Source organism: Nonomuraea sp. NPDC049309, from assembly GCF_043196965.1.
GTDB classification, from domain to species: Bacteria; Actinomycetota; Actinomycetes; order Streptosporangiales; family Streptosporangiaceae; genus Nonomuraea; species Nonomuraea fastidiosa.
On sequence record NZ_JBICSH010000004.1, the window covers coordinates 732,369 to 755,872 of the forward strand.

At 71.1% G+C, this 23,504-nt stretch carries 17 protein-coding genes and 1 riboswitch; of the genes, 12 read left to right on the forward strand and 5 right to left on the reverse strand.

The features are described from left to right. From glmS to ACGFIM_RS28385, 7 genes are all read left to right on the forward strand, one after another. Positions 1–1,821, forward strand: coding sequence for a glutamine--fructose-6-phosphate transaminase (isomerizing) (glmS, locus tag ACGFIM_RS28355; protein WP_393205815.1), 1,821 nt, complete (start codon positions 1–3; stop codon positions 1,819–1,821). Positions 1,822–1,879: 58 nt separating this feature from the next. Beyond that, complete coding sequence (locus ACGFIM_RS28360; RefSeq protein WP_393205818.1) at positions 1,880–2,635, forward strand: SAM-dependent methyltransferase; 756 nt, start codon at positions 1,880–1,882, stop codon at positions 2,633–2,635. A 97-nt stretch (positions 2,636–2,732) separates the two neighbouring features. Continuing rightward, complete coding sequence (locus tag ACGFIM_RS28365; protein WP_393205821.1) at positions 2,733–3,698, forward strand: tripartite tricarboxylate transporter substrate-binding protein; 966 nt, start codon at positions 2,733–2,735, stop codon at positions 3,696–3,698. 4 nt (positions 3,699–3,702) lie between these two features. Then, a riboswitch (cobalamin riboswitch) is annotated at positions 3,703–3,901 on the forward strand. Between the two features lie 126 nt (positions 3,902–4,027). Then, entirely contained in the window at positions 4,028–6,187 is a 2,160-nt protein-coding gene (locus tag ACGFIM_RS28370) for a ribonucleoside-diphosphate reductase subunit alpha (RefSeq protein ID WP_393205824.1), read from the forward strand. Positions 6,188–6,199: 12 nt separating this feature from the next. Then, positions 6,200–7,195, forward strand: coding sequence for a ribonucleotide-diphosphate reductase subunit beta (locus ACGFIM_RS28375; protein ID WP_393205827.1), 996 nt, complete (start codon positions 6,200–6,202; stop codon positions 7,193–7,195). A 47-nt stretch (positions 7,196–7,242) separates the two neighbouring features. After that, on the forward strand, positions 7,243–8,352 hold the full coding sequence (locus tag ACGFIM_RS28380) for a mechanosensitive ion channel family protein (protein ID WP_393205830.1): 1,110 nt from the start codon (positions 7,243–7,245) through the stop codon (positions 8,350–8,352). A 486-nt stretch (positions 8,353–8,838) separates the two neighbouring features. Then, complete coding sequence (locus ACGFIM_RS28385; RefSeq protein ID WP_393205833.1) at positions 8,839–9,309, forward strand: TspO/MBR family protein; 471 nt, start codon at positions 8,839–8,841, stop codon at positions 9,307–9,309. A gap of 7 nt (positions 9,310–9,316) precedes the next feature. Here ACGFIM_RS28385 and ACGFIM_RS28390 read toward each other — a convergent pair whose 3' ends face one another. Beyond that, on the reverse strand, positions 9,317–10,300 hold the full coding sequence (locus tag ACGFIM_RS28390) for a DUF2804 domain-containing protein (RefSeq protein WP_393205835.1): 984 nt from the start codon (positions 10,298–10,300) through the stop codon (positions 9,317–9,319). Positions 10,301–10,429: 129 nt separating this feature from the next. After that, a complete protein-coding gene (locus ACGFIM_RS28395) occupies positions 10,430–11,371 on the reverse strand; it encodes a CPBP family intramembrane glutamic endopeptidase (protein WP_393205838.1) in 942 nt (313 codons plus the stop codon). 213 nt (positions 11,372–11,584) lie between these two features. On the opposite strand from ACGFIM_RS28395, the gene ACGFIM_RS28400 reads away from it, so the two are divergent. Then, positions 11,585–12,844, forward strand: a complete 1,260-nt coding sequence (locus ACGFIM_RS28400; protein WP_393205840.1) for a sensor histidine kinase — start codon at positions 11,585–11,587, stop codon at positions 12,842–12,844. A 2-nt stretch (positions 12,845–12,846) separates the two neighbouring features. Here the strand turns inward: ACGFIM_RS28400 and ACGFIM_RS28405 are convergent, their stop codons facing one another. After that, positions 12,847–13,818 (reverse strand): zinc-binding dehydrogenase, encoded by a 972-nt coding sequence (locus ACGFIM_RS28405; RefSeq protein WP_393205842.1) that lies wholly within the window; start codon positions 13,816–13,818, stop codon positions 12,847–12,849. A 241-nt stretch (positions 13,819–14,059) separates the two neighbouring features. Here ACGFIM_RS28405 and ACGFIM_RS28410 point away from each other — a divergent pair, with 241 nt between their 5' ends. After that, entirely contained in the window at positions 14,060–14,257 is a 198-nt protein-coding gene (locus ACGFIM_RS28410) for a GNAT family N-acetyltransferase (protein ID WP_393205845.1), read from the forward strand. A 15-nt stretch (positions 14,258–14,272) separates the two neighbouring features. On the opposite strand, the gene ACGFIM_RS28415 is transcribed toward ACGFIM_RS28410, so the two are convergent. Further along, entirely contained in the window at positions 14,273–15,367 is a 1,095-nt protein-coding gene (locus tag ACGFIM_RS28415; protein WP_393205847.1) for a zinc-binding dehydrogenase, read from the reverse strand. Between the two features lie 23 nt (positions 15,368–15,390). Then, entirely contained in the window at positions 15,391–16,311 is a 921-nt protein-coding gene (locus tag ACGFIM_RS28420; RefSeq protein ID WP_393205850.1) for a LysR family transcriptional regulator, read from the reverse strand. A gap of 68 nt (positions 16,312–16,379) precedes the next feature. Here ACGFIM_RS28420 and ACGFIM_RS28425 point away from each other — a divergent pair, with 68 nt between their 5' ends. The 3 genes from ACGFIM_RS28425 to rpoB all read left to right on the forward strand — a co-directional run. After that, a complete protein-coding gene (locus ACGFIM_RS28425) occupies positions 16,380–17,996 on the forward strand; it encodes a sensor histidine kinase (RefSeq protein ID WP_393205853.1) in 1,617 nt (538 codons plus the stop codon). Between the two features lie 289 nt (positions 17,997–18,285). Continuing rightward, positions 18,286–20,175: a cellulose binding domain-containing protein gene (locus ACGFIM_RS28430; protein WP_393205856.1), complete on the forward strand. Its 1,890-nt coding sequence runs from the start codon at positions 18,286–18,288 to the stop codon at positions 20,173–20,175. A 270-nt stretch (positions 20,176–20,445) separates the two neighbouring features. Next, a partial coding sequence (rpoB, locus tag ACGFIM_RS28435; RefSeq protein WP_393205859.1) for a DNA-directed RNA polymerase subunit beta occupies positions 20,446–23,504 on the forward strand: 3,059 nt, incomplete at its 3' end.

Consider the following 23,504-nt stretch of genomic DNA (forward strand, 5'->3'; position numbering starts at 1 on the left):
ATGTGCGGAATCGTGGCCTATGTCGGCCCCAAGGACGCCGCGCCCATCTTGCTGGAGGGGCTGCAGCGGCTGGAATACCGGGGCTACGACTCGGCCGGAATCGTGGTGTCCAACAAGGGGCTGAAGGTACGCAAGGTCAAGGGCCGGGTCGCCGACCTGGCCAAGGTGGTGCCGGCGCGGTTCAAGGGCGGGCTCGGCATCGGGCACACGCGGTGGGCCACCCACGGCGTGCCGAGTGACGTCAACGCGCACCCCCACCTGTCGGCCGACGAGCGCATCGCGGTCGTGCACAACGGCATCATCGAGAACGCCGCCGAGCTGCGCGCCAAGCTGGAGGCCGACGGCGTGGTGTTCGCGTCCGAGACCGACACCGAGGTGCTCGCCCACCTGATCGCCCACGCCGTCGACGAGAACGACACGCTGGAGGAGGCCGTCAGGAAGACGCTCAAGAGCGTCGTCGGCACCTACGGCATCGCGGTGATCGACGCCGAGCGGCCCGGCGAGGTGGTCGTGGCCCGCAACGGCAGCCCGATCGTGCTGGGCATCGGCGAGAAGGAGATGTTCGCCGCCTCCGACGTGGCGGCGCTGGTCCGCTACACCCGCCAGGTCGTGCACCTGGAGGACGGCGAGCTGGCCGTGATCAAGGCCGACGGCTTCCACACCTTCTCCAGCGACGCCCGCGAGACGGCCAAGGAGCCGCTGACGGTCGACTGGGACGCGGGGCACTACGACACCGGCGGCTACGAGCACTACCTGCTCAAGGAGATCTCCGAGCAGCCCGAGACCATCACCAGGACGATGAGCGGGCGCCTGGACGAGCGCTTCCACGTGGCCCACCTGGGCGGGCTCAACATGGACGCCCGCGAGACCCGGAGCTTCCGCCGGGTGAAGATCATCGGGTGCGGTTCGGCGTACTACTCCGGGCAGATCGGGGCGCAGCTCATCGAGGAGCTGGCGCGCATCCCGTCCGACGCCGAGCCGGCCAGCGAGTTCCGCTACCGCAACCCCGTCGTGGACCCCGACACCCTCTACGTCGCGATCAGCCAGTCCGGCGAGACCTATGACACGCTGGCCGCCGTGCAGGAGCTCAAGCGCAAGGGCGGGCGGGTCATCGGCATCGTCAACGCCGTCGGCAGCGCCATCGCGCGCGAGGTGGATGGCGGCATCTACCTGCACGCGGGCCCCGAGGTCTCGGTGGCCTCGACCAAGGCGTTCACCTCGACCTGCCTGGCGTTCGCGCTGCTCGCGCTGCACCTCGGCCGGGTGCGCGACCTATCGCCCGCCGACGGCCGCCGCATCGTCGAGGGCCTGCGCCGGCTGCCCGGCCAGATCGAGCAGATACTCGGCCAGAGCGACCACATCGCCGAGCTGGCCAAGAAGTACGCCCCGCACTCGAGCATGATGTTCGTCGGGCGCGTGCGCGGCTACCCGGTGGCGCGCGAGGGCGCGCAGAAGCTCAAGGAGATCTCGTACGTGCACGCCGAGGCGTACCCGGCGAGCGAGCTCAAGCACGGCCCGCTCGCGCTCATCGGCCCGGACATGCCGACGGTCGCGATCGTCCCAGACGACGAGCTGCTCGACAAGAACCTCACCACGCTCGGCGAGATCCGCGCCCGCGGCGGCCAGGTGCTCATGGTGGGCCACCGCGAGCCCGACCCCAAGCTGGCCGACGACGTCATCGTCATCCCGAAGAACGAGATCGAGCTGGACCCGATCCTGCTGACGATCCCGCTGCAGCTCTTCGCCTACTACGCGGCGGTGGCGCTCGGCCGCGATGTGGACAAGCCACGTAATCTCGCCAAGAGCGTTACGGTGGAGTAGCTAATCCAAAATGGTCCAGCCTATCGTTAAATCGCCGCCGACGTCATAAATTCAAAGTGTGCGGCAGTTCGACCATCGCAGGCCCCATCCCGCACGCATGTATGACTACATGCTCGGCGGGAAGGACAACTTCGCGGTCGATCGCCAGGCCCTCGATCAGCTCGCCGAGCTGATCCCGGAGGCGGTCCCGCTGGCCCGCGCGAACCGGGCCTTCCTTCAGCGTGCCGTACGCTACGTCGCCCGCGCCGGGGTCGACCAGTTCCTCGACCTCGGCAGCGGGCTGCCCACGCAGGGCAGCGCGCACGAGGTGGCGCCGGAGGCCAAGGTCGTGTACGTCGACTGCGACCCCGTGGTGCGGGCGCACGCCGCGGTCCTGCTCAGGCGCTCGCCGGGCAGGGCCCGTTTCGTTCAGGCGAACCTTCTCGACCCCGGCGACGTGGTGGACAAGGCGGGGGAGTTCCTGGACTTCAGCCGTCCGATCGGCGTGCTGCTGGTGTCGATCCTGCACTTCATCCCCGACTCCGACGACCCCCAGGGGGCCGTGGCCGCGCTGCGCGAGCGGCTGGCGCCGGGCAGCTACCTGGTGATCTCCCACGCCACGACCGGCCGCACCGACGACGAGGGGTCCTACACCCGTCCCGGCGGCGGGACCGACCGCTCGCCCGCGCGGATCAGGGAGTTCTTCGGCGACTTCCCGCTGGACCCGCCCGGCCTCGTGCAGGCCACGGACTGGCGGCCGGACCGGCCCAAGCTGGTGGGCGACTGGTCGCTGCCGTCGTCCCTCATGGCCGGAGTCGCCCGTAAAGCCGAATAAGTCCAAAAATCAAGGAAAACTGCGAAATATAGCGATTTTGAATAACTACCGTGACCCCGGTGTATAGCCTGCCGTAATCGGTTAATAACCTGGAGTAATGGGGGTTTCGGGGGAGAAGCACATGCGCCGCCGGCGCTTTCTGGCCTGCGGCCTCGGCTTGGCGGCCGCCGTCGCCGGCTGCGGGACCGAGCGGGCCGGGGGATCCGTGCCGGTCACCGGGTTCACGCTCAGGCCGGACGGAAGGCGCTGCGAGCGGGTCGGGCAGGCGTTCGCGGGGGCCGCGCAGGCCGTCGGCTACCAACCGGGCGGCGGCTTCGACCTGGCGCTGAGCGGCCTGCCCGCGGCGGCGGCCGCCGAGCTCAACAACAGCCAGAGCATCGTCGGAACCGCCACCCCGCTCGCCAGGCTCAGCGGCGAGGCCCTGGTCGTGGTCGTCCCCGACGGCTCGCCGCTGAAGGACTTCGACGACTTCGGCGCGCGGATGCTGGCCGACCCCGGGCACACCCGGCTGGCCGGCGGCTCGCCGGGCGAGCCCGACCACCTGCTGTTCGGCCTCATCGCGCGGGCGCTCGGCGCCGACACCCGGCAGGTCGACTACACCGGCTACCCCAGCGAGGCCGAGGTCATGGCCGCGCTGCTGTCCGGCAGGGCCGTGGCCGCCGCGGGACCGCTGTCGGCCTGGCGGGCCGGGATCGAGCGCAGGCGGATCAGGCCGCTCGCGGTCTCGTCGGCCGCCCGCCTGCCCGAGCTGGACGCGCCGGCCCTGCTGGAGTGCGGCGTGCGGGTGGACTTCAAGGACTGGGTGGGCGCGTTCGGCCCCGAAGGCATGGCCGAGGAGAGCCGCGATGCGGCCGTGCGCATGTGCGACGAGATCCTCGGCTCATCCGCGTGGGAGGCCGCCTGCCGGGCCGCGGGCTGGCTGCCGATCCCGCTGGCCGGCGACGACTTCGCCCTCTGGCTGGACACCGAGCTGGCCCGAACCCGCGCCGTGCTGCGCGATCTCGGGATGGTCGACACGGCCAAAGCCACAACATGCTGGGGTAGTTGCGGGAACGGCCACTAGATGTAGGATCTCGCTCGTCGCTGGTTCGCCTCGTCCGAGGCGGAGCAAAAGGGAACCCGGTGAGATTCCGGGGCTGCCCCGCAGCGGTGAGCGGGAACGACCGCCGTCATCAGCACTGGAGAGATCCGGGAAGCGACGGCCATTAGGTGCTCCACGGAGCGTGCCCGCAAGCCCGAAGACCTGCCAGTGATGCGCCGGGCCGCGTGCCCGTGCGCGCAGTGTTCATGGCCTCGAGGGCGGGCCGGGCACACGCGGGATCGGCGCGCCGCGCCGCGCTCCGCCGTGCTCTCGCCTGCCTTTCGAGGGGAGGCTCGCGAGGGAGAGAGCACGTGACCCAGATCGTTGAGGTTGACCGCCGGCTGGCCATCGAGGAGGCCGCCGCCCGGGTGATCGCCGATCCGGCCAACTCCCGGGTCGCCGCCGCGCTGCTGGCCGAGGAGATCGCCGACGAGGCGGCCGGGCACGGCGTGCGGACGTTCTCCGAGTCCATCGCCGCCACGCACGCGGCCGGGCTGATCCAGGACCGCCTCGCCGGGTTCGTCGCCGCGCACGCGGCCGAGCTGGACGCGCTGGTCTCGGACGAGGCGGACGCCCGTTTCGAGTACTTCGGGCTCCGTACGGTCTACGACCGCTACCTGCTGCGCCACCCCGAGACGCGGGCGGTGCTCGAGCGGCCCCAGCACTTCTTCATGCGCGTGGCCTGCGGGCTCTCCGGCACCGTCGCGGAGGCGGCCGAGCTGTACGCGCTGATGTCCACGCTGTCCTACCTGCCGAGCTCGCCCACGCTGTTCAACTCCGGCGCGCGCCGCCCGCAGCTGTCGTCGTGCTTCCTGCTCGACTCGCCGCGCGACGAGCTGGAGGCCATCTACGAGCGGTACGGCCAGGTGGCCAGGCTGTCGAAGTACGCGGGCGGCATCGGCATCTCGTGGACCCGGGTGCGCTCGCGCGGCTCGCTGATCAGGGGCACCAACGGTCACTCCAACGGCATCGTGCCGTGGCTGCGCACGCTCGACGCCTCGGTGGCGGCGGTCAACCAGGGTGGCCGGCGCAAGGGCGCGGCCTGCGTCTATCTGGAGACCTGGCACGCCGACATCGAGGAGTTCCTGGAGCTGCGCGACAACACCGGCGAGGACGCCCGCCGCACCCACAACCTCAACCTCGCCAACTGGGTGCCCGACGAGTTCATGCGCCGGGTCGAGGCCGACGAGATGTGGTCGCTGTTCGACCCGAAGGAGGTGCCGGATCTCACCGACCTGTACGGGGAGGAGTTCGACGCGAGATATCGCGCTTACGAGGCCGCCGGGCGATATGTCCGGCAGATTCCCGCTCGCACCCTGTACGGCCGCATGATGCGCACCCTCGCCCAGACCGGCAACGGCTGGATGACGTTCAAGGACGCCGCCAACCGCACCTCCAACCAGACGGCCCGCCCGGAGAACGTCATCCACCTGTCCAACCTGTGCACCGAGATCCTGGAGGTCACCAGCGACGCCGAGACGGCGGTGTGCAACCTCGGCTCGGTCAACCTGGCCGCCCACCTGAACGGCGGTGACATGGACTGGCAGCGGCTGCGCCGCACCGTGCGCACCGCCGTACGCGTCCTCGACCGCACCATCGACCTCGGCTTCTACCCGACGCCGCAGGCCGAGGCGGCCAACAAGCGGTGGCGGCCGATCGGGCTCGGCGTGATGGGCCTCGCCGACGTGTTCTTCACGCTGCGCCTGCCGTTCGACTCGCCGCAGGCTCTCGAGCTGTCCACCAGGATCGCCGAGGAGATCGCGCTGGCCGCGTACGACACCTCGGCCGACCTCGCGGCCGAGCGCGGCCGGCACCCCTCGTACGACGAGACCAGGGCGGCCGGGGGAGTGCTGCACCCCGACCACTACGGCGCGGCCACCGGCCCGCGCTGGGACGCGCTGCGCGCGAAGATCGCCGAGACCGGCCTGCGCAACTCGCTGCTGGTCGCGATCGCCCCCACCGCCACCATCGCCTCGATCGCCGGCTGCTACGAGTGCATCGAGCCGCAGGTGTCCAACGTGTTCAAGCGCGAGACCCTGTCGGGCGAGTTCCTCCAGGTCAACCGCTACCTGGTGGCCGATCTGAAGGCGCGCGGGCTGTGGACCGACCAGGTGCGCGACGACATCAAGCGGGCCGACGGCTCGGTGCAGCAGGTGCCTGGCGTGCCCGGCGACCTCAAGAAGCTCTACCGCACGGCCTGGGAGCTGCCGCAGAAGGCGCTCATCGACCTGGCCGCCGCGCGGCAGCCGTACATCGACCAGTCGCAGTCGCTCAACCTGTTCATGGCGAGCCCGACCATCGGCAAGCTCTCGTCGATGTACGCCTACGCCTGGAAGAAGGGCCTGAAGACCACCTACTACCTGCGCTCGCGGCCCGCGACGCGCATCGCGCAGACCACGGTCGCCGCGCCCCCGGCGCAGGCGGTGGCCTGCTCTCTTGAGAACCCCGAGACCTGCGAAGCCTGCCAGTAAGGAGCCCCGACGATGCTGCTCGACCCCGGCATGGACCTCACCCTGCGGCCCATGCGCTACCCCGCCTTCTACGAGCGCTTCCGCGCCGCCATCCGCAACACCTGGACGGTCGAGGAGGTGGACCTGCACTCCGACCTCGCCGACCTGGCGAAGATGACGCCGCAGGAGCGGCACCTGATCAACCGGCTGGTCGCCTTCTTCGCCACCGGCGACTCGATCGTGGCCAACAACCTCGTGCTCAACCTCTACCAGCACGTCAACGCCCCCGAGGCGCGCCTGTACCTGAGCAGGCAGCTCTTCGAGGAGGCGGTGCACGTGCAGTTCTACCTGACGCTGCTCGACACGTACCTGCCGGACCCGGACGAGCGGGCCAAGGCGTTCGCCGCGATCGAGCACATCCCGTCGATCCGCGACAAGGCCGAGTTCTGCTTCAAGTGGATCGACTCCATCCAGGGGCTGGACCGGCTGGAGACGGCCGCGCAGCGCCGCCAGTTCCTGCTCAACCTCATCTGCTTCGCCGCCTGCATCGAGGGCCTGTTCTTCTACGGCGCCTTCGCCTACGTCTACTGGTTCCGCTCGCGCGGGCTGCTCGGCGGCCTGGCCACGGGGACGAACTGGGTGTTCAGGGACGAGTCCATGCACATGGAGTTCGCCTTCAGCGTCGTGGACACCGTACGGGCCGAGGAGCCCGAGCTGTTCGACGACGAGCTGGGCAAGCAGGTCACGGAGATGCTGGAGGAGGCCGTGGCCGCCGAGCTGGCCTTCGCCGAGGACCTGTGCGGCGAGGGCATGCCGGGCATGGGCGTCGAGCAGATGCGGCACTACCTCGAGTACGTGGCCGATCAGCGCCTGGTTCGTCTAGGTCTGCCCAAGAGGTACGGTTCTGCCAATCCGTTCGCCTTCATGGAATTGCAGGACGTCCAGGAACTCGCCAACTTCTTCGAACGGCGTGTCTCGGCGTACCAAGTGGCAGTAGAGGGCAATGTGAGCTTTGACGAGACCTTCTAAGACATAGGGCTAAGACATAGGGCCTAAGACATAGGGGGCAACAAAACGTGCAGTCTCCAGCGGACTGGCCGATCCTCGGAATCTCGGTGGGCGGCTCGATCCTCCTCGTGGAGGTGGCCAGGCGGGTGCTGCGCAGGGCCAGCCGTAAGTGGGACCCGGCCCGTCACCTCCTGGAGCACTGCACGTGGCCCGCCTTCCTGACCGCCGCCGTCGTCGCGTTCAACCTCGTGTTCGGGCCGGGCATGTTCGGCGACACGCCGGGCGAGCGGGCCACGGCGAGGACCGTCCAGCAGGTGCTCGGCCTGGTCACCATCGCCGCCGTCACCTGGCTCATCGTGCAGGCGACGTACGCGCTGACCGACGTCGTGCTCGAACGGCTCGTCCAGGTCGAGGGCGAGCGCAACCGGCGGGCCCGGCGCATCATGACGCAGATCGCGCTGGTCCGCCGCATCGCCGCCGCCGCGATCATCGTCATCGCGATCGGCGCGATGCTCTTCTCCTTCCCGCAGGTGCGGGCGCTCGGCGCCGGTCTGCTCGCCTCGGCGGGCATCGCCGGGGCCATCGTCGGCATCGCCGCCCAGCCCACGCTGGGCAACGTGGTGGCCGGGCTGCAGCTCGCCTTCAGCGACGCGATCAGGCTGGACGACGTGGTCGTGGTGGAGAAGGAATGGGGGCGCATCGAGGAGCTGACGCTCACGTACGTCGTGCTCAGGCTCTGGGACGAGCGCCGCCTGGTGCTGCCGGTGTCGTACTTCACGCAGAACCCGTTCGAGAACTGGACCCGGCACGGCAGCCGCGTGCTCGCCGTGGTGTACCTGCGGGTGGACTGGTCGGTGCCGGTGCCCGAGCTGCGCGACGCCCTCTACGCGTTCCTGCAGACGAACGCGCTGTGGGACCAGAAGGACTGGACGCTCCAGGTCACCGACGTGCAGGAGAACGGCCTGGTCGAGCTGCGGGCCCTGATGAGCGCCGCCGACTCGCCGTCGGCGTGGGACCTCAAGTGCGACGTGCGCGAGTTCCTCGTCAACTACATCAGGGAGAACTACCCGGATGCGCTGCCGCGCTTTCGCGTGGAAACGCCGGAGAGCCGCCTCGGCGTCGGCGGCGACTCGGGAAACGGCTCCGGGAACACCATCGTGAAGGGCGGCGGCGAATAATTCAGTGGCCCCGGCGTTGATCGCCTGCTTATCGTGGAACGCGTCCAGCGACGGGAGAAAGGCGGGAGAAATGCGCGGCACATGTCTCGGCAGGTCATCCGCCATCCGTCCTGAACTGCGGCGATGGCTTTTCTGAGCGTTCTCGCGAACGCACTTGGAAAAGCCGCCTCGCCCCTTCGAGGCGGCTTTGTTCGTCATGTACGCGCCGGGCGCGGGGCGGCCTGATCAGCTGCTCGCGTCCGCAATCGCGGCCCTGAAAGAAAAGGGCCGCCGGGCCACGGCCTGGCCGTCGGGAATGGCGCCCCCCGGCCGGACCACGCCCTCGCCCCGGGCCGGTTCACGCCGGCCGGGCCCGGGGCCCGAACCTCCACCCGCCCGCGTCGATCGCCGGCGCCCGAGCCTCCGCCCGCACGCGATCGCCGGCACCCGAGCGCCGAATCCTTCTGCCGTGCGCGTCGATCGCCGGTGCCGGGGCAGTGGACGGTCATGAGAGGCAAAGTCCTGCTGAAGACCGCGCTCGCGGTCACCGCCACCGCCGTCGCCGGCTCGCTCGGCACCGACCCCCGCTCCACCTGGTACCAGCGGCTGAAGAAGCCTCCCTGGCAGCCGCCGCCCCAGGCGTTCCCGCTGGTCTGGACCCCCTTGTACGGGCTCATCGCCTATGCGGGCGCACGCGCCGCCTCCCGCGCGGACGCGGCGGAGAGCCGGGCGTTCACCCGCGCGCTCGCCGCCAACCTGGCGCTCAACGCGGCCTGGCCCGCGTTGTTCTTCCGCACCCGGACCCCGAAGCTGGCGCTCGCCGAGATCCTGCTGCTCAACGCCTCCAACGTGGGGCTCATCCGCAGCGCCTGGGCGGCCGACAGGAAGGCGGCGCTGCTCCTGACGCCGTACGCGGGGTGGACGGTGTTCGCCACCGCGCTCAACACCGCCATCGCCCGCCGCAATTCCGGCGCCTGACCTGGGCTCACCAGCGCTGGCGGGCCTCCTCCGCCCAGCCGGTCAGGCCGTCGAGCTCGACCCACGTGCCGTCGTCGGCCCGCGCCCGCCCGCTGAAGTGCCCGAAGCACTGGTGCGTTTCCGAGCCCACGACGCCCAGCTCCGTACGGGCGACGCGCTCGTGGAACGGCGTGAAGACCGCCTGCACCCGCTCGCCGGTGATCCGCCACGGCTTCATCCAGTCGCGGCGGTCGTACTGCCAGGTCAGCTCCTCGCCGATCTTGTGCAGCCGGCCGTCGATGAACAGCGCGTTCTCCGTCATCCCGGTGCCGTCGGTCCACTTGCCGCCGAGCTGGATCGCCCGGCCTGGCGCGCTGCCCGCGGCCCAGTTCCACACCGCCCGGTACGGCCAGCGCCCCCGCCCGTGGTCCAGCACGGCGAACGCCTCGGGCCCGCCGATCTCGTACGAGGCCGTGCCGACCCTGAGCCGGCCGCGTACGGGGCGGCCGACGTCCTTGACCGTGTACTGGAAGCGCCGCGGCCCCCACGGCACCACCACCCCCAGCGACTCGTGCTCTTCGGGCAGCGGGACCTCCAGCGCGACCTCGGCCTGGGCGGTCACGGCACGGATGGAGGTGCCGTCGGGCCGCTGCACCAGATCGACGGCCAGCCCCGGGGCGCGCGCCGAGGCGGTGCCCTCGCCGCTGCGCTCCGGCAGCACGGTCCCGCGCGCCAGCGGCACCACCGCGTCTTTGACGTGCTCCTCGCCGGTCGCGCGGTCCAGCACGTACAGGCCGTGCACGCCGGCGTAGTCGAGGGAGGACACCACCAGGCCGATCACGTGGGACGGGGTGACCACGCCCCAGTACTCCCAGCGCTTGGTGCGGCCCCAGCCGCGCAGGTTGGCCCGGTGCAGCGGGCGGCGCGTCCAGCCGGCCGCCCGGGGGTTCAGCCGCCCGTCCGGCAGGCACAGGTCGACGGGCTCGGTGATCTCCCGCTCGTGGGTCGCCATGATCGCAGCGTAGCCGGGCGGGCGCGGAAGCCCCATACGGCCTCCGCGCCCGCCCGGCTACGCGCGTTCAGTGCTGTTCCGTGCTGCTGAGGTGCTGCTGAGGTGCTGTCGAAGCGCTATCGCGCGCGTTCAGTTCGGGTTCACGGACTGGAGCGCGGGAACGGCGCTCGGGTCCTCCTCGGGCTTGTAGCCGAGGCGGCCGCGGGTGAGCAGCAGGACCACCAGGGCGCCGCCGAGCCCGGCGAGCAGGGTGACCATGCCGGCGGTGTCGGGGTCTGTGATCGTCGGGAACATGTCCGAGAAGGCGATCGACATGAAGTTGTTGACGCTGACGTGCAGCACGATGATCAGCGGCAGGCTCTGGCCGGTGCGGTTGAACACCCACGTGATCACGAAGCTGAACGACCAGGCGAAGCCGATGAAGACCAGAACGTGCTGCGCGGTGACGTTGGGGTAGCCGCCCCACTCGGTGAGGAAGAGCGGCAGGTGCCAGACGCCCCACAGCGGGCCGAGGATCATGGTGGCGCCGAACGGGCCGTACTTGCGCTGCATGCGGGCCAGCGCGAAGTCACGCCAGCCGGGCTCCTCGGCGAGGCCCGTGGTCACCATCTGGATCAGCAGGCCGGGGATGTAGGCGGCCAGCACCGCCGCGGGCGGCGTCTGCACGGCGCCGTCGGAGAGGGCCAGCGAGGTGATGACGAGGGTGGCCGGCACGCCAACGGCGGTGATCACGTACCAGATCCAGCGCACCCGCCACTTCGTCATGCGCCCGACCCAGCGGCGGATCCCCTCCTTGCCCTCCGTGATCCTCGTCACGAGGTAGGCGGAGAAGATCGGGCCGAGGTAGGCGCCCGGCAGTACGCCGAGGAACTGGGTCGTGCCGAGCAGGGCGGGGAAGTCGAAGTCCCAGATTCCCAGGCCCTGGTTGGAGAGCGCGTACGGCGTCCATGCCACCCAGCTCAGCAGGTTGGCCAGGACGAAGAAGCTGATCAGCGGGCGGCGGCGGATGAAACCTGCGAGCCCGCTCTGGCTCGGCGAGGCCTGGGTGGCGGGGGTGCTGTCGACTGCCATGTCTAGGTATTCCTTGGAAGGTCTGCTTGACGGACAGGACAAGCACACCAGCCTGGACCCCCTCGCGTCGTTCCCGCGTACGCCCCAATGCAGGTATAGCCAGGGGTACCGTTTCCTGACACGCGCCGTGACCGAAACGCACTGATCCGTGTAGGCTGCTCCCGGTTCGACGATGATCTCGGGCATCCGGACGGGGAGGAGCACATGCCGGCCATGACCGGGGGACATCGGCGGCTGAAGCTGCGGCGCGCCGCGTTCGCCCGGGGCCGGCTCACCATCGACGCGCTCGAGCGGCTCGCCACCGGGTTCGGCACCGCCGTGCTGGCGCTGGTCACCGCGCTGCTGGTGCTCATCATGCTGCTCGGCTGCCTGGTCGGCCTCGGAGGCAAGCTGGCCCCCATGGCGCTGCGCGGCCTGCGCGCGGTGGCCGACCGCGAGCGCCGCCGCCTGTCCGAGTGGGGGCCCGACCTCGTCGAGCCAGGACCGCCGCCGGACGGGCTGCGGGCCGCGCTGAGCGATCCCACGGTGCGGCGCGAGGCGGCCTGGATGCTCGTGCACGGCACGTACGGGCTGCTCGTCGGCGTGCTCGGGCTCACGTTCCCCATCCACGCGGTGCAGGACGCGACCTTCTGGGCCTGGTGGTGGCTGGTGCCGCCCGACGACGCGGCGACCGCCGCGCTGGGGTTGTGGATCGTCGACGACCTGCCCAGCGCGCTCGCCGTGATGCTGTTCACGCCGGGCCACCTCGTGGTCACCATCGCGGTCTCGCCGTTCCTCGCCCACCTGCAGGCCTGGCCGGGCAGGCGGCTGCTGGCCCCCGACCCGGGCGCCGACCTCGCCCTGCGGGTGGCGCACCTCACCGCCACCCGCGCCGCCGCGCTCGACGCGCACGCCGCCGAGCTGCGCAGGATCGAGCGGGCCCTGCACGACGGCGCGCAGAACCGGCTCGTCACCGTCAACGTGCTGCTCGGTGCCGCGCTGAGAGCGCTCGAACGCGACCCCACGACCGCCAGGGAGCCGCTCGAACGCGCGCAGAGCGCGGCCGAGCAGGGTCTCGCCGAGCTGCGCCAGGTGGTACGGCAGATCCTGCCGCCCGTGCTGACCGACCGGAGCCTGCCCGACGCGCTCGCCGGTCTCGCCGCGAACTGCCCCGTCCCCTGCCGGGTGGACGCCGACGTGCCGGTCAGGGCCGCCGCGTCGGTCGAGGCCACCGCCTACTTCGTGGTCGCCGAGGCGCTGACCAACATCGCCAAGCACAGCGGCGCCGCCCGCGCCGCCGTCCAGGTGCGCCGCCGCGGCGACCGGCTCTACCTCCAGGTCGTGGACGACGGCCGGGGCGGCGCCGACGCACGCGCGGGCTCGGGCCTCGACGGCATGCGGGGCCGGGTCGAGGCCCACGACGGCACGTTCAAGGTCACCAGCCCGCCGGGAGGGCCGACCGTCGTACGGGTGGAGCTGCCCTGCGGCGTGTGAGCTCAGCCCTTGGCCCCGGTGAGCACGATCCTGCCGAACACCCCGCCCGCGTCCATCGCGCGGTGCGCCTCCACCGCCCGCTCCAGCGGCAGCACTCCGTGGACCACGGCGGCCAGCTCGCCCCGGCTCGCGGCGGCGAGCTGCGCGTCCGTCACCTCGCGCCGCTCGTTCTCCGGCGCCGTGGCCGCGCTGAAGGTGGCGAACGACAGCGACCGCTGGAACGCCGTGAGCAGCTCCATGCCGAAGTCCGCGGGTGGCGGGCCCGCCACGGTGCCGACCATCACCATGCGTCCGTTCGGGTTGAGCCGGGCGAGGAACGCGGGCAGCCCCGGACCGGCGACGACGTCGATGATCACGTCGTACGTCCCGGGGGCGTCCGGGTCGCCGCCGCCGTCCCGGTCGAGCACGTGCGTCGCGCCGAGCCCGCGCAGGCGTTCGCCGCGCTCCCGCGATGAGGTGGTGACCGCCACCGCGCTCGCGCCCTGCCGCGCGGCGAGCTGCACGGTCATGATGCCGAGGCTCCCTGCGGCCCCGCGCACCAGCACCGACTCGCCGGGCGCGAACCGGGCGTGCCGCAGGCCGAAGTGCGCCACCACGCCCGCGCCGCCGAGCGCCACGGCGTCCACGGCGTCCAGCCCGTCAGGCAGGTGGTGCAGCGCGGTGACCGGCACGGTCACCTGCTCGGCGTAGCCGCCGCCCGTCCCGGTGGCCGCCCACACGCGCCGTCCCACCCACGCCGGGTCCGCCCCCGGGCCGACCGCCGTGACCGTTCCGGCGATCTCGCCGCCGGGGATGTGGCCGGGCCTGAAGCCGTACGCGGCGAGCGCGCCGCTGCGGATCAGCACGTCGGCGCCCGCGACGCCGGTCGCCTCCACCGCGACGAGCGCCTGCCCCGCACCCGGGACGGGATCGGGCAGCTCGACGACCTCCATGCCCTCGGGCGGGCCGAACTCCTTGATGACCACTGCTTTCACGGGTCTCGCCTTTCTATGTCGCGCGCACGCGCGGGCTTAGCGGACGATGTCATTCCGCTTATTCAGCTTACCGGACGGCGGCCTTCCGCTTATCCGGGGCCTCCGCACTGCAGGGGAAGACGTTCATCGGGTACGTCGTCCTCGGCGACACCGACTTCGTGCGCGGCGAGGCCGTCCTGCAGAGCATCGCCATCGGCGACCCGCCTACCGGGGCGGCGGCCACGGCACCGACGCCGTCCGCGTGATCAGCCGCTACGCGTTCGAGGAGATGGGCCTGCACCGGTTGACGCTGTGGGTGGTGGCCGACAACGTGCGGGCGGTGCAGGCGTACAAGAAGGTGGGCTTCGTGGAGGAGGGGCGCCGCCGCGAGGCGTTCCGTGCCCGGGGCAAGCGCTACGACCACCTGATGATGGGCCTCCTGGAGCACGAGCTGACGTAGCCCGCCCCTGCCCGCTCACGGCACGATCAGCGCTTTGACCACCCGCTGCGCCGCCACGTCCTCCAGGGCGCGCTGCGCGTCGCGCAGGCCGTACTCGCCGCTGACCAGGCTCGACCACGGGAACAGCCGCTGGTAGCGGGCCAGCACCTGCACGCCGCGCCACAGGTGGCCGGCGTCGCTGCCCCAGCAGCCGCGCACCTCCAGGTGGCGGCGGTTGAGGTCGCGGTGCGGGTTGACCACGGCGTCGCCGGTGTCGGTGTACTGGCCGGCGACGACGTACCGGCCCGCGTCGCGGGTCAGGCGCATGCCCTGCGGCACCGCCGACGCCACCCCGGTCGCCTCGATGGTGACGTCCGCGCCCCGGCCGCCGGTCACGTCCATGACCGTCTCCAGACGCTCGACGTCGGTCATGGCGGCGATGTCGAGCACGAGGTCGGCGCCCAGCCCGGCGGCCGCCTCCAGCCGCACGCGCGAGCCGCCGATCGCGATCACCTGCCCGGCGCCCCGGAGCTGGGCCAGCGCCACCGCGCAGAGCCCGACGGGCCCGGTGCCCTGCACGATCACGGTGTCGCCGTAGGCGATCTCGCCGAGCGTGGCCGCGTGCAGCGCGGTCGGCAGGCCGCAGCCGCCCGCGAGGAACGACCGCCAGTCCAGGTCGGGCGGCAGGGCCACCACGTGCATGCCGGGCTTGAGATGGATGTACTCGGCCCAGCCGCCGAACAGCCCCTCGCCGGCGGGCATCGTCACCCCGTACACCCTGCGCCCGGGGCAGCGGGTGGTGGCGTGCGCGACCGTGCAGAACCAGCAGCGGCCGCAGGTGCCGTGCACGTCGTGAAAGGTGACGGTCTGGCCGATCTGCAGCTCCTCGCCCCAGACGTCGCGCGCCGGCGGCCCCGGGCCCAGCTCGGCCACCTTCCCCACGCTGACGTGCCCAGGGATGATCGGGTACGGCACGCCGGACAGCCGTCCCTCCCACAGGTGCACGTCGGTGCCGCACACCTCGCTGCCGAGCGTCCTGAGCAGCACCGCGCCCGGCTCCAGGTCGGGACGCTCGTACGAGCGCGGCTCCAGCGGCGCTCGTGGCCCCGGCATGACGACCGCGGAGATCATCCGCCCTCCTTCCGGCAGGTCCGTTACCGGCGACGGGCCGCGCCCGCGACGGCCTGGTCCGCGCACTCCAGCGGCTGGCCGTCGCCCACGGGGGCGGAGCCGTACAGGCTTCGGACCATCGCGAGCAGCGCGGCGTGGTACGGCGGCGGGTCGTCCTTCCACCAGGCCAGCAGCACCTCGACGCGCGGCGCGTCGGCGACGTGGCGGTAGGCGACCCCGGGGCGGGGGTGCTGGTTGGCGATGGCCTCCGTGGTGACGCCGACCGCCTGGCCGCAGGCGATGAGCGTGAGCCACTCGTCGACGCCGTCCACGGCCCTGATCCTCGGCCGCGCTTCCGGCGGCCACAGCTCGGGCGTGACGGTGCCGGTGCGCGGATCGAGCGCGACGGTGTAGCGGGTGAGCTGGTCGAGGCGTACGGAGCGGCGCCTGGCGAGCGTGTGGTCGGTGTCCATGGCGGCGTAGCGGGCCTCGCAGCCCACCAGCGCCGTCTCGAACCGGTCATCGACGAGCGGGCGGCGGAGGATCGAGACGTCCGCGATGCCCTCGGCCAGCCCCGCCGTTGCGGTGTTGGAGTGCACGAACACCAGGGGCAGCCACGGATAGGCGGCGGCCCACGCCTTGGTCAGGTGCCGGGTGTGCTTGCCCAGAGCGCCGAGGGCGTAGCCGAGCCGCAGCTCGGAGTGGGCTTGCTTGACGACCTGTTCGAGGCGGGAGATCTCGTCGAGCACCCGCCGCGCGCGGGCGACGAGCCTGTTGCCCGGCAGGGTGAGCTTGACGCTGTTGTTGGAGCGTTCGAGCAGCCGGGTGCCGAGTGCGTTCTCCAGAGCGGCGACGGAACGGGAGACGGTCGCCTGTGAGCAGCCGAGGAGGATCGCGGCGTCGGTGAAAGTGCCCGCGTCGACCACCGCCACGAAGGCGCGGAGGTGGCGAAGCTGCACGTCCATGCGCCCAGCGTATAAACCCGACAAATGGCGTATTGCATAGCAAACGTCATAATTTGGACACTAGGTTCATGACGAGGCCATGGAAGGGCTCCATCCGAGCCAGATACACGGTGATCGCAGCCGTGTTCTCCTTCGTCGTGTACGCCGCGCTAGGTGTCGCGCTGGACCTGGTGGTCCGCCACGAAGTGGAGACCGCCACATACGCGAAGATGGAGCGGGCGGCCAGCCAGTGGAGCACGGTCGCGCACCACGGCGCCCTGGAGCGCCCCGTCCCCTCGTACGAGCCGATCGAGCTCATCCAGATCGTCGGCGCGAACCACCGGGTCAAGGCCGCGGGCAAGCACGCCTCGCGGACCGTCCCGCTCAGCCTGCGGCGGCCGCCGCCCGGCGACCGGTTCCAGCGCTACGTCGAATGCAAGGAAGACGGGGGCTGCCTGGCCCTGATGGCCGTCCGGCTCAGCCCCGACGAGGACTCATGCGTCGTCTACGCGGCCGTGCACGAGCCGGGGCTGCTCGTCGGGCACCGCCTGGAGTGGCTCATCGGCGGCGTGATCCTGCTGTTCGTCGGCATCACGGCGTACCGCACCTGGATCGTGGTCGGGCGCACGCTGCGGCCGGTCGCGGCCATCAGGTCGCGCATCTCCGAGATCACCGTGAGCGACCTGAGCAAGCGCGTCCCCGTTCCGGACAACGACGACGAGATCGCCCAGCTCGCCACCACCGCCAACCAGACGCTCGCCCGCCTGGAGGACGCGGTGGAGCAGCAGCGCCGCTTCGCCTCCACCACCTCCCACGAGCTGCGCACGCCCATCGCCGGGCTGCGCGCGCAGCTTGAGGAGGCGGTCAGCTACCCCGATGACATCGACCCCCGCGAGACCATCCGCGACGCCCTCGCCTCCACCGACCGGCTCGCGGCCATCGTGGACGACCTGCTCGCGCTGGCCCGCCTGCAGGTCGGCGAGCCCGCGCCGCCCGAGCCCGTCGACCTCGGCGAGCTGGTCCGCGCCGAGATCGCCGCGCTGCCGCGCCGCGTGCCCGTCTCGGTGGAGGCGCCGGAAGGCGTCGTCGTACGCGGCTCGCGCGTGCAGCTCGCCAGGGTGCTGAACAACCTCCTCGCCAACGCCCAGCGCCACGCCGGCTCCGGCGTCGAGGTGACCTTGACCGCGCAGGACGGCGAGGCCGTGCTCGCCGTCACCGACGACGGCCCCGGCGTCGACCCCTCCCACCGCGAGCGCATCTTCGAACGCTTCGTCCGCCTGGAGGACGGGCGGCTGCGCGACCCCGGTGGGAGCGGGCTCGGCCTGGCGATCTCCCGCGAGATCGCCTGCGCGCACAACGGCTCGCTGCGCGTCGAGGACTCGCCCAAAGGCGCGCGATTCGTCTTCCGCCTTCCGCTGGCCGGCCCGGAGGACCGCCCCGACGCGGAGACCGCGGACGCGCAGTCCGCACCCGAGAACCCGGACGCGGTGTCGGCCCCTGAGGGCTCGGATGCGGGGGCTGGCCTGGAGGGCTCGGATGCGGGATCTGGCCTAGGGGACTCGGATGTGGGGTCTGGCCTGGACGAGTCGGATGCGGGGTCCGGTCTGGAGGACCCGGATGCGGGAGCCGATCCGGCGGACCCGGATGCGGAGCCCGGCCCGGAGGACCCGGACGAGCCGCCCGCGATGGCCCAGTCCGGCCGCTGAGCTCTTCCACGGTCCCGCGCCAGGCGCCCCGGCCTGCTGGCCTGGCTCGGCTCCTGCTACGTGTCGTCTCCTCGCCCTCGCCTGCCCGCCGCGCGGGCCTCCGTGGGGCGGCTCGGGAGGCTTGGTTTCACCTAGTTTCCCGATGATTTCGGCTTCTGTGGAGGTGTCCGTGCAGGTGAGCACCAACGGGGCCGCGGGTGGGGGGCCGGAACATTTCGGCTGATGATTGACGCCTTTCGGGGGTGTTCGCACACTGATCGCCGACACCCACCCGGAAGGGAGCCTCTCAGTGATCACCAGCTTGGCCCGCTCCAAGATCAGCTTAAGGATGGTCGCATCCGCGCTGGCGGCCGTGCTCGCGGCCGCGGGAGCGGTGGCGACGACCCCGGCCGAGGCGCGCGCGGCCGCCGGAGTCGAGGACGAGGGCGCCGACTGCCAGGTCACCGGCCTGCCCGACGCGGGCTCCCTGCCCACCGTCTCCCTGCTGCCCGACCCGTTCACCAGGCTGGACGGCACCCGCATCACCAGCAGGTCCGACTGGCGCTGCCGCCGGGAGGAGATCAAGAGGCTGGCGGAGAAGTTCGTCTACGGGGAGAAGCCCAAGCCGTCCAGCGTCACGGGCACGGTGTCGCCTACCGGTATCACCGTCAACGTCTCGCACAACGGCAGGAGCGCCTCCTTCTCGGCGGGCGTCGATCTGCCGGGCGGCAACGGCCCCTTCCCGGCCGTCGTCGTGCTCGGCGGGCTGGGCGCCGACACCGCCGCGATCAAGTCGGCGGGCGCGGCCGTCATCACCTACGACCCCCTCGCCGTCGGCAGGGAGGGCACGCCGCGCGACAACAAGCAGGGCGCCTTCTACACGATCTACGGCGCGAACAGCTCCACCGGCATTCTCGCCGCCTGGGCCTGGGGCGTCAGCCGGATCATCGACGTGCTCGAACAGTCCGGCGGCGGCATTCTGCGGGCCGACGCCACCGGTGTCACCGGCTGCTCGCGCTACGGCAAGGGCGCGTTCGTCGCCGGCGCGTTCGACCAGCGCATCGCGCTGACCATGCCGATCGAGTCGGGCAGCGGCGGCGTGGCCGCCTTCCGCGCCATTCCGGGTGAGAGCGGCGCCCAGCCGCTGAGCAGCGCCTACTCCGAGCAGCCCTGGCTCGGCGACGCGTTCGGCCCGTTCACCGGCAGTCCGGCCCGGCTGCCGGTGGACACCCACTCGGTGATCGGCATGATCGCGCCGCGGGGGCTGTTCATCATGGACAACCCGCACATCGACTGGCTCGCCGCCAGGTCCGCGAGCGTGGCCGCGCTGGGCGGCGCCGAGATCTACAAGGCGCTCGGGGCGGAAGGCGACATCACGTACTGGTCGGCCGTGCAGGACGGCACCCACTGCGCGAGCCGGTCGGAGTGGCGCACGCCGCTGCAGCAGAACATCCAGAAGTTCCTCCTGGGCACCGGCGACTACACCGGCTCGATGCGGATCGCCGCGAACAAGAGCGGCAACCTGGCCGAGTGGCGCGACTGGCAGACGCCCGCGCTCGGCGACGGCGGCGACGGTGACGGCGACGACACCACGCCGCCCACCGCGCCGACCGGCCTGACGGCGGCGAATACCACCGCCACCGGCACCACGCTCACCTGGACGGCCGCCACGGACGACACCGGCGTGGCCGGCTACGACATCCTGCGGGCACAGGGCGCGAGCGGCGGCACGTTCGCGCAGGTCGGCACGTCCGCCACGACCTCGTACACCGACACCGGCTTGACCCCCGCGACCACCTACCGCTACCAGGTCAGGGCCCGCGACGCCGCGGGCAACATCTCGCAGGTCTCCGACACCGTGCGGGTCACCACCGAGGAGGGTGCGGCGGAAGGCGGATGCACGGCGGTGCCGACCGTGCAGACGCAGTGGAGCACCGGGTATGTCATCCAGCCGCTCACCATCACCAACACCGGCACCACGACCATGAACGGCTGGACCGTCGCCGTGACCCTGCCCGCCGGTCACCGGCTCGCCGGCTCCTGGAACGGCACCGCGACCGTCAGCGGCCAGACGGTGACCATCAGGAACGTCGCGCACAACGGCACCCTGGCGCCCGGCGCCTCCATCGGCGGCGTCGGATTCCAGGCCGACCGCCCGAGCGGCGACACGAGCCTGCCGTCCGGCCACACCTGCGCATAAGCCCTGGTCCCCCTAGGCCCCGCCTGGGAGAAAACGGGCCGAGGGGGACATGACACGATCGCCGGGGTCTGTTGACGGGCCGTCCCCGTCGTGACATAGTGAAAGCGGCACGGAGGGTTGACTTCCCCTTAGTGGTGGACATTCGTTTCTCATCTGCGTTAATCTACTGCCCTCACGCTGCCGTGACGTCCCGCTTTCGCTCCAGTGATCGACGGGTCGTTTGGCATGCGTGGAGCTCTGCCCCATCCGTGCCATCCGGAAGGACCTCTGTTGGCAGTCTCGCGCACCGCCTCCGCCGCGTTCACCGGGCCCCGTCGCGTCTCGTTCGCCCGTATTCACGAGCCTCTCGAAGTCCCGCACCTTCTCGCGCTGCAGACCGAGTCGTTCGACTGGCTGGTCGGCAACGACCGATGGCGCGCCCGTGTCGAGGCGGCACGCCAGGCCGGGCGGTCGGACGTGCCGCTCCAGTCGGGCCTGCAGGAGATCTTCGACGAGATCAGTCCCATCGAGGACTTCTCGGGGACCATGTCCCTGTCGTTCCGCGACCACCGGTTCGAGCCGCCCAAGCACTCCGTCGACGAGTGCAAGGAAAAGGACATGACCTACTCCGCCCCGATGTTCGTGACGGCGGAGTTCATCAACAACACCACCGGTGAGATCAAGAGCCAGACGGTGTTCATGGGCGACTTCCCGCTCATGACGCCCAAGGGCACCTTCATCATCAACGGCACCGAGCGCGTGGTGTCGTCGCAGCTCGTCCGCTCGCCCGGTGTCTACTTCGAGCGCACCGTCGACAAGACCTCCGATAAGGACCTGTTCGGCTGCCGGGTCATCCCGTCGCGGGGCGCCTGGCTGGAGTTCGAGATCGACAAGCGCGACAGTGTGAGCGTCCGCGTCGACCGCAAGCGCAAGCAGCCCGTCACCGTGCTGCTGAAGGCGCTCGGCTGGACGAGCGAGCAGATCCTCGAGCGCTTCGGCCGGTTCGAGGCCATGCGGGCCACGCTGGAGAAGGACCACACGATCGGCCAGGACGACGCGCTGCTCGACATCTACCGCAAGCTGCGCCCCGGCGAGCCGCCCACCAAGGAGTCGGCCCAGGCCCTGCTCGAAAACCTTTACTTCAACCCCAAGCGCTACGACCTGGCCAAGGTCGGCCGCTACAAGGTCAACCGCAAGCTGGGCGTCGACGCCGAGATCACGGTCGGCACGCTGACCGAGGACGACATCGCCGCGATGATCGACTACCTGCTCCACCTGCACGCGGGTGAGGAGTCGATGCCGGGTGCCCGCGGTGACGTGGTGGTCGAGGTGGACGACATCGACCACTTCGGCAACCGCCGCCTGCGCAGCGTCGGCGAGCTGATCCAGAACCAGGTGCGCCTGGGCCTCGCCCGCATGGAGCGGGTCGTGCGCGAGCGCATGACCACGCAGGACATCGAGGCGATCACGCCGCAGACGCTGATCAACATCCGGCCGCTGGTGGCGGCGCTGAAGGAGTTCTTCGGCACCTCGCAGCTGTCGGGCTTCATGGACCAGATCAACCCGCTGTCCGGGCTGACCCACCGCCGCCGCCTGTCGGCGCTCGGCCCCGGCGGTCTGTCGCGTGAGCGTGCGGGCTTCGAGGTCCGTGACGTGCACCCGTCCCACTACGGCCGGATGTGCCCGATCGAGACCCCCGAAGGCCCGAACATCGGTCTCATCGGCTACCTCGCCTGCTACGCGAGGATCAACCCGTTCGGCTTCATCGAGACGCCGTACCGCAAGGTCGTCGACGGCAAGGTGACCGACCAGATCGACTACCTCACCGCCGACGAGGAGGACCGCTTCGTCATCGCGCAGGCCAACACCGCGCTCAACCCCGACGGATCGTTCGCCGAGCGGATGGTGTCGGTGCGGCGCAGGGGCGGCGAGTTCGAGCTGGCCAGGCAGGAAGAGGTCGACTACATCGACGTCTCGCCGCGCCAGATGGTGTCGGTGGCCACCGCGATGATCCCGTTCCTCGAGCACGACGACGCCAACCGGGCCCTGATGGGCGCCAACATGCAGCGTCAGGCCGTGCCGCTGATCAAGGCCGAGGCGCCGCTGGTCGGCACCGGCATGGAATACCGTGCCGCGACCGACACCGGTGACGTGATCCTCGCCGAGCAGGCGGGCGTGGTCGAGGAGGTGTGCGCCGACTACGTCACCACGCTCAACGACGACGGCACCCGCACCACGTACCGGATCGCCAAGTTCAAGCACTCCAACCAGGGCACGAGCTTCAACCAGAAGCCGATCGTCTCCGAGGGCGACCGGGTCGAGGCCGGTCAGGTGATCGCCGACGGTCCCTGCACCGACCAGGGCGAGATGGCGCTGGGCAAGAACCTCCTGGTGGCGTTCATGCCGTGGGAGGGCCACAACTACGAGGACGCGATCATCCTGTCCCAGCGGCTGGTGCAGGACGACGTGCTCTCCTCGATCCACATCGAGGAGTTCGAGGTCGACGCCCGCGACACCAAGCTGGGGCCCGAGGAGATCACCCGCGACATTCCGAACGTGTCGGAAGAGGCCCTCGCCGACCTCGACGAGCGGGGCATCGTCCGCATCGGCGCCGAGGTCGTTCAGGGTGACATCCTGGTCGGCAAGGTCACCCCGAAGGGTGAGACCGAGCTGACCCCGGAGGAGCGGCTGCTGCGCGCGATCTTCGGTGAGAAGGCCCGCGAGGTGCGCGACACCTCGCTGAAGGTGCCGCACGGCGAGCAGGGCAAGGTCATCGGCGTGCGCCTGTTCTCCCGCGAGGACGGCGACGAGCTGCCGCCCGGCGTCAACGAGCTGGTGCGCGTCTACGTCGCGCAGAAGCGCAAGATCACCGACGGTGACAAGCTGGCCGGCCGGCACGGCAACAAGGGCGTCATCGCCAAGATCCTGCCGATCGAGGACATGCCGTTCCTGGAGGACGGCACCCCGGTCGACATCATCCTCAACCCGCTGGGCGTTCCCGGCCGTATGAACGTCGGCCAGGTCCTGGAGACGCACCTCGGCTGGGTGGCCGCCAGAGGCTGGGACATCTCCGGCATCGAGGAGCAGTGGACCGCCCACCTCAAGGAGAACGGCTACGAGAAGGCCGAGCCGTGGACGAAGATCGCCACCCCGGTCTTCGACGGCGCGGGCGAGGACGAGATCGTGGGCCTGCTCGGCAACACGCTCGTCAACCGCGACGGCGACAGGCTCGTGCAGCCGACGGGTAAGGCGCAGCTGTTCGACGGGCGTTCCGGCGAGCCGTTCCCCTACCCGATCGCGGTGGGCTACATCTACATCCTGAAGCTGCTGCACCTGGTGGACGACAAGAT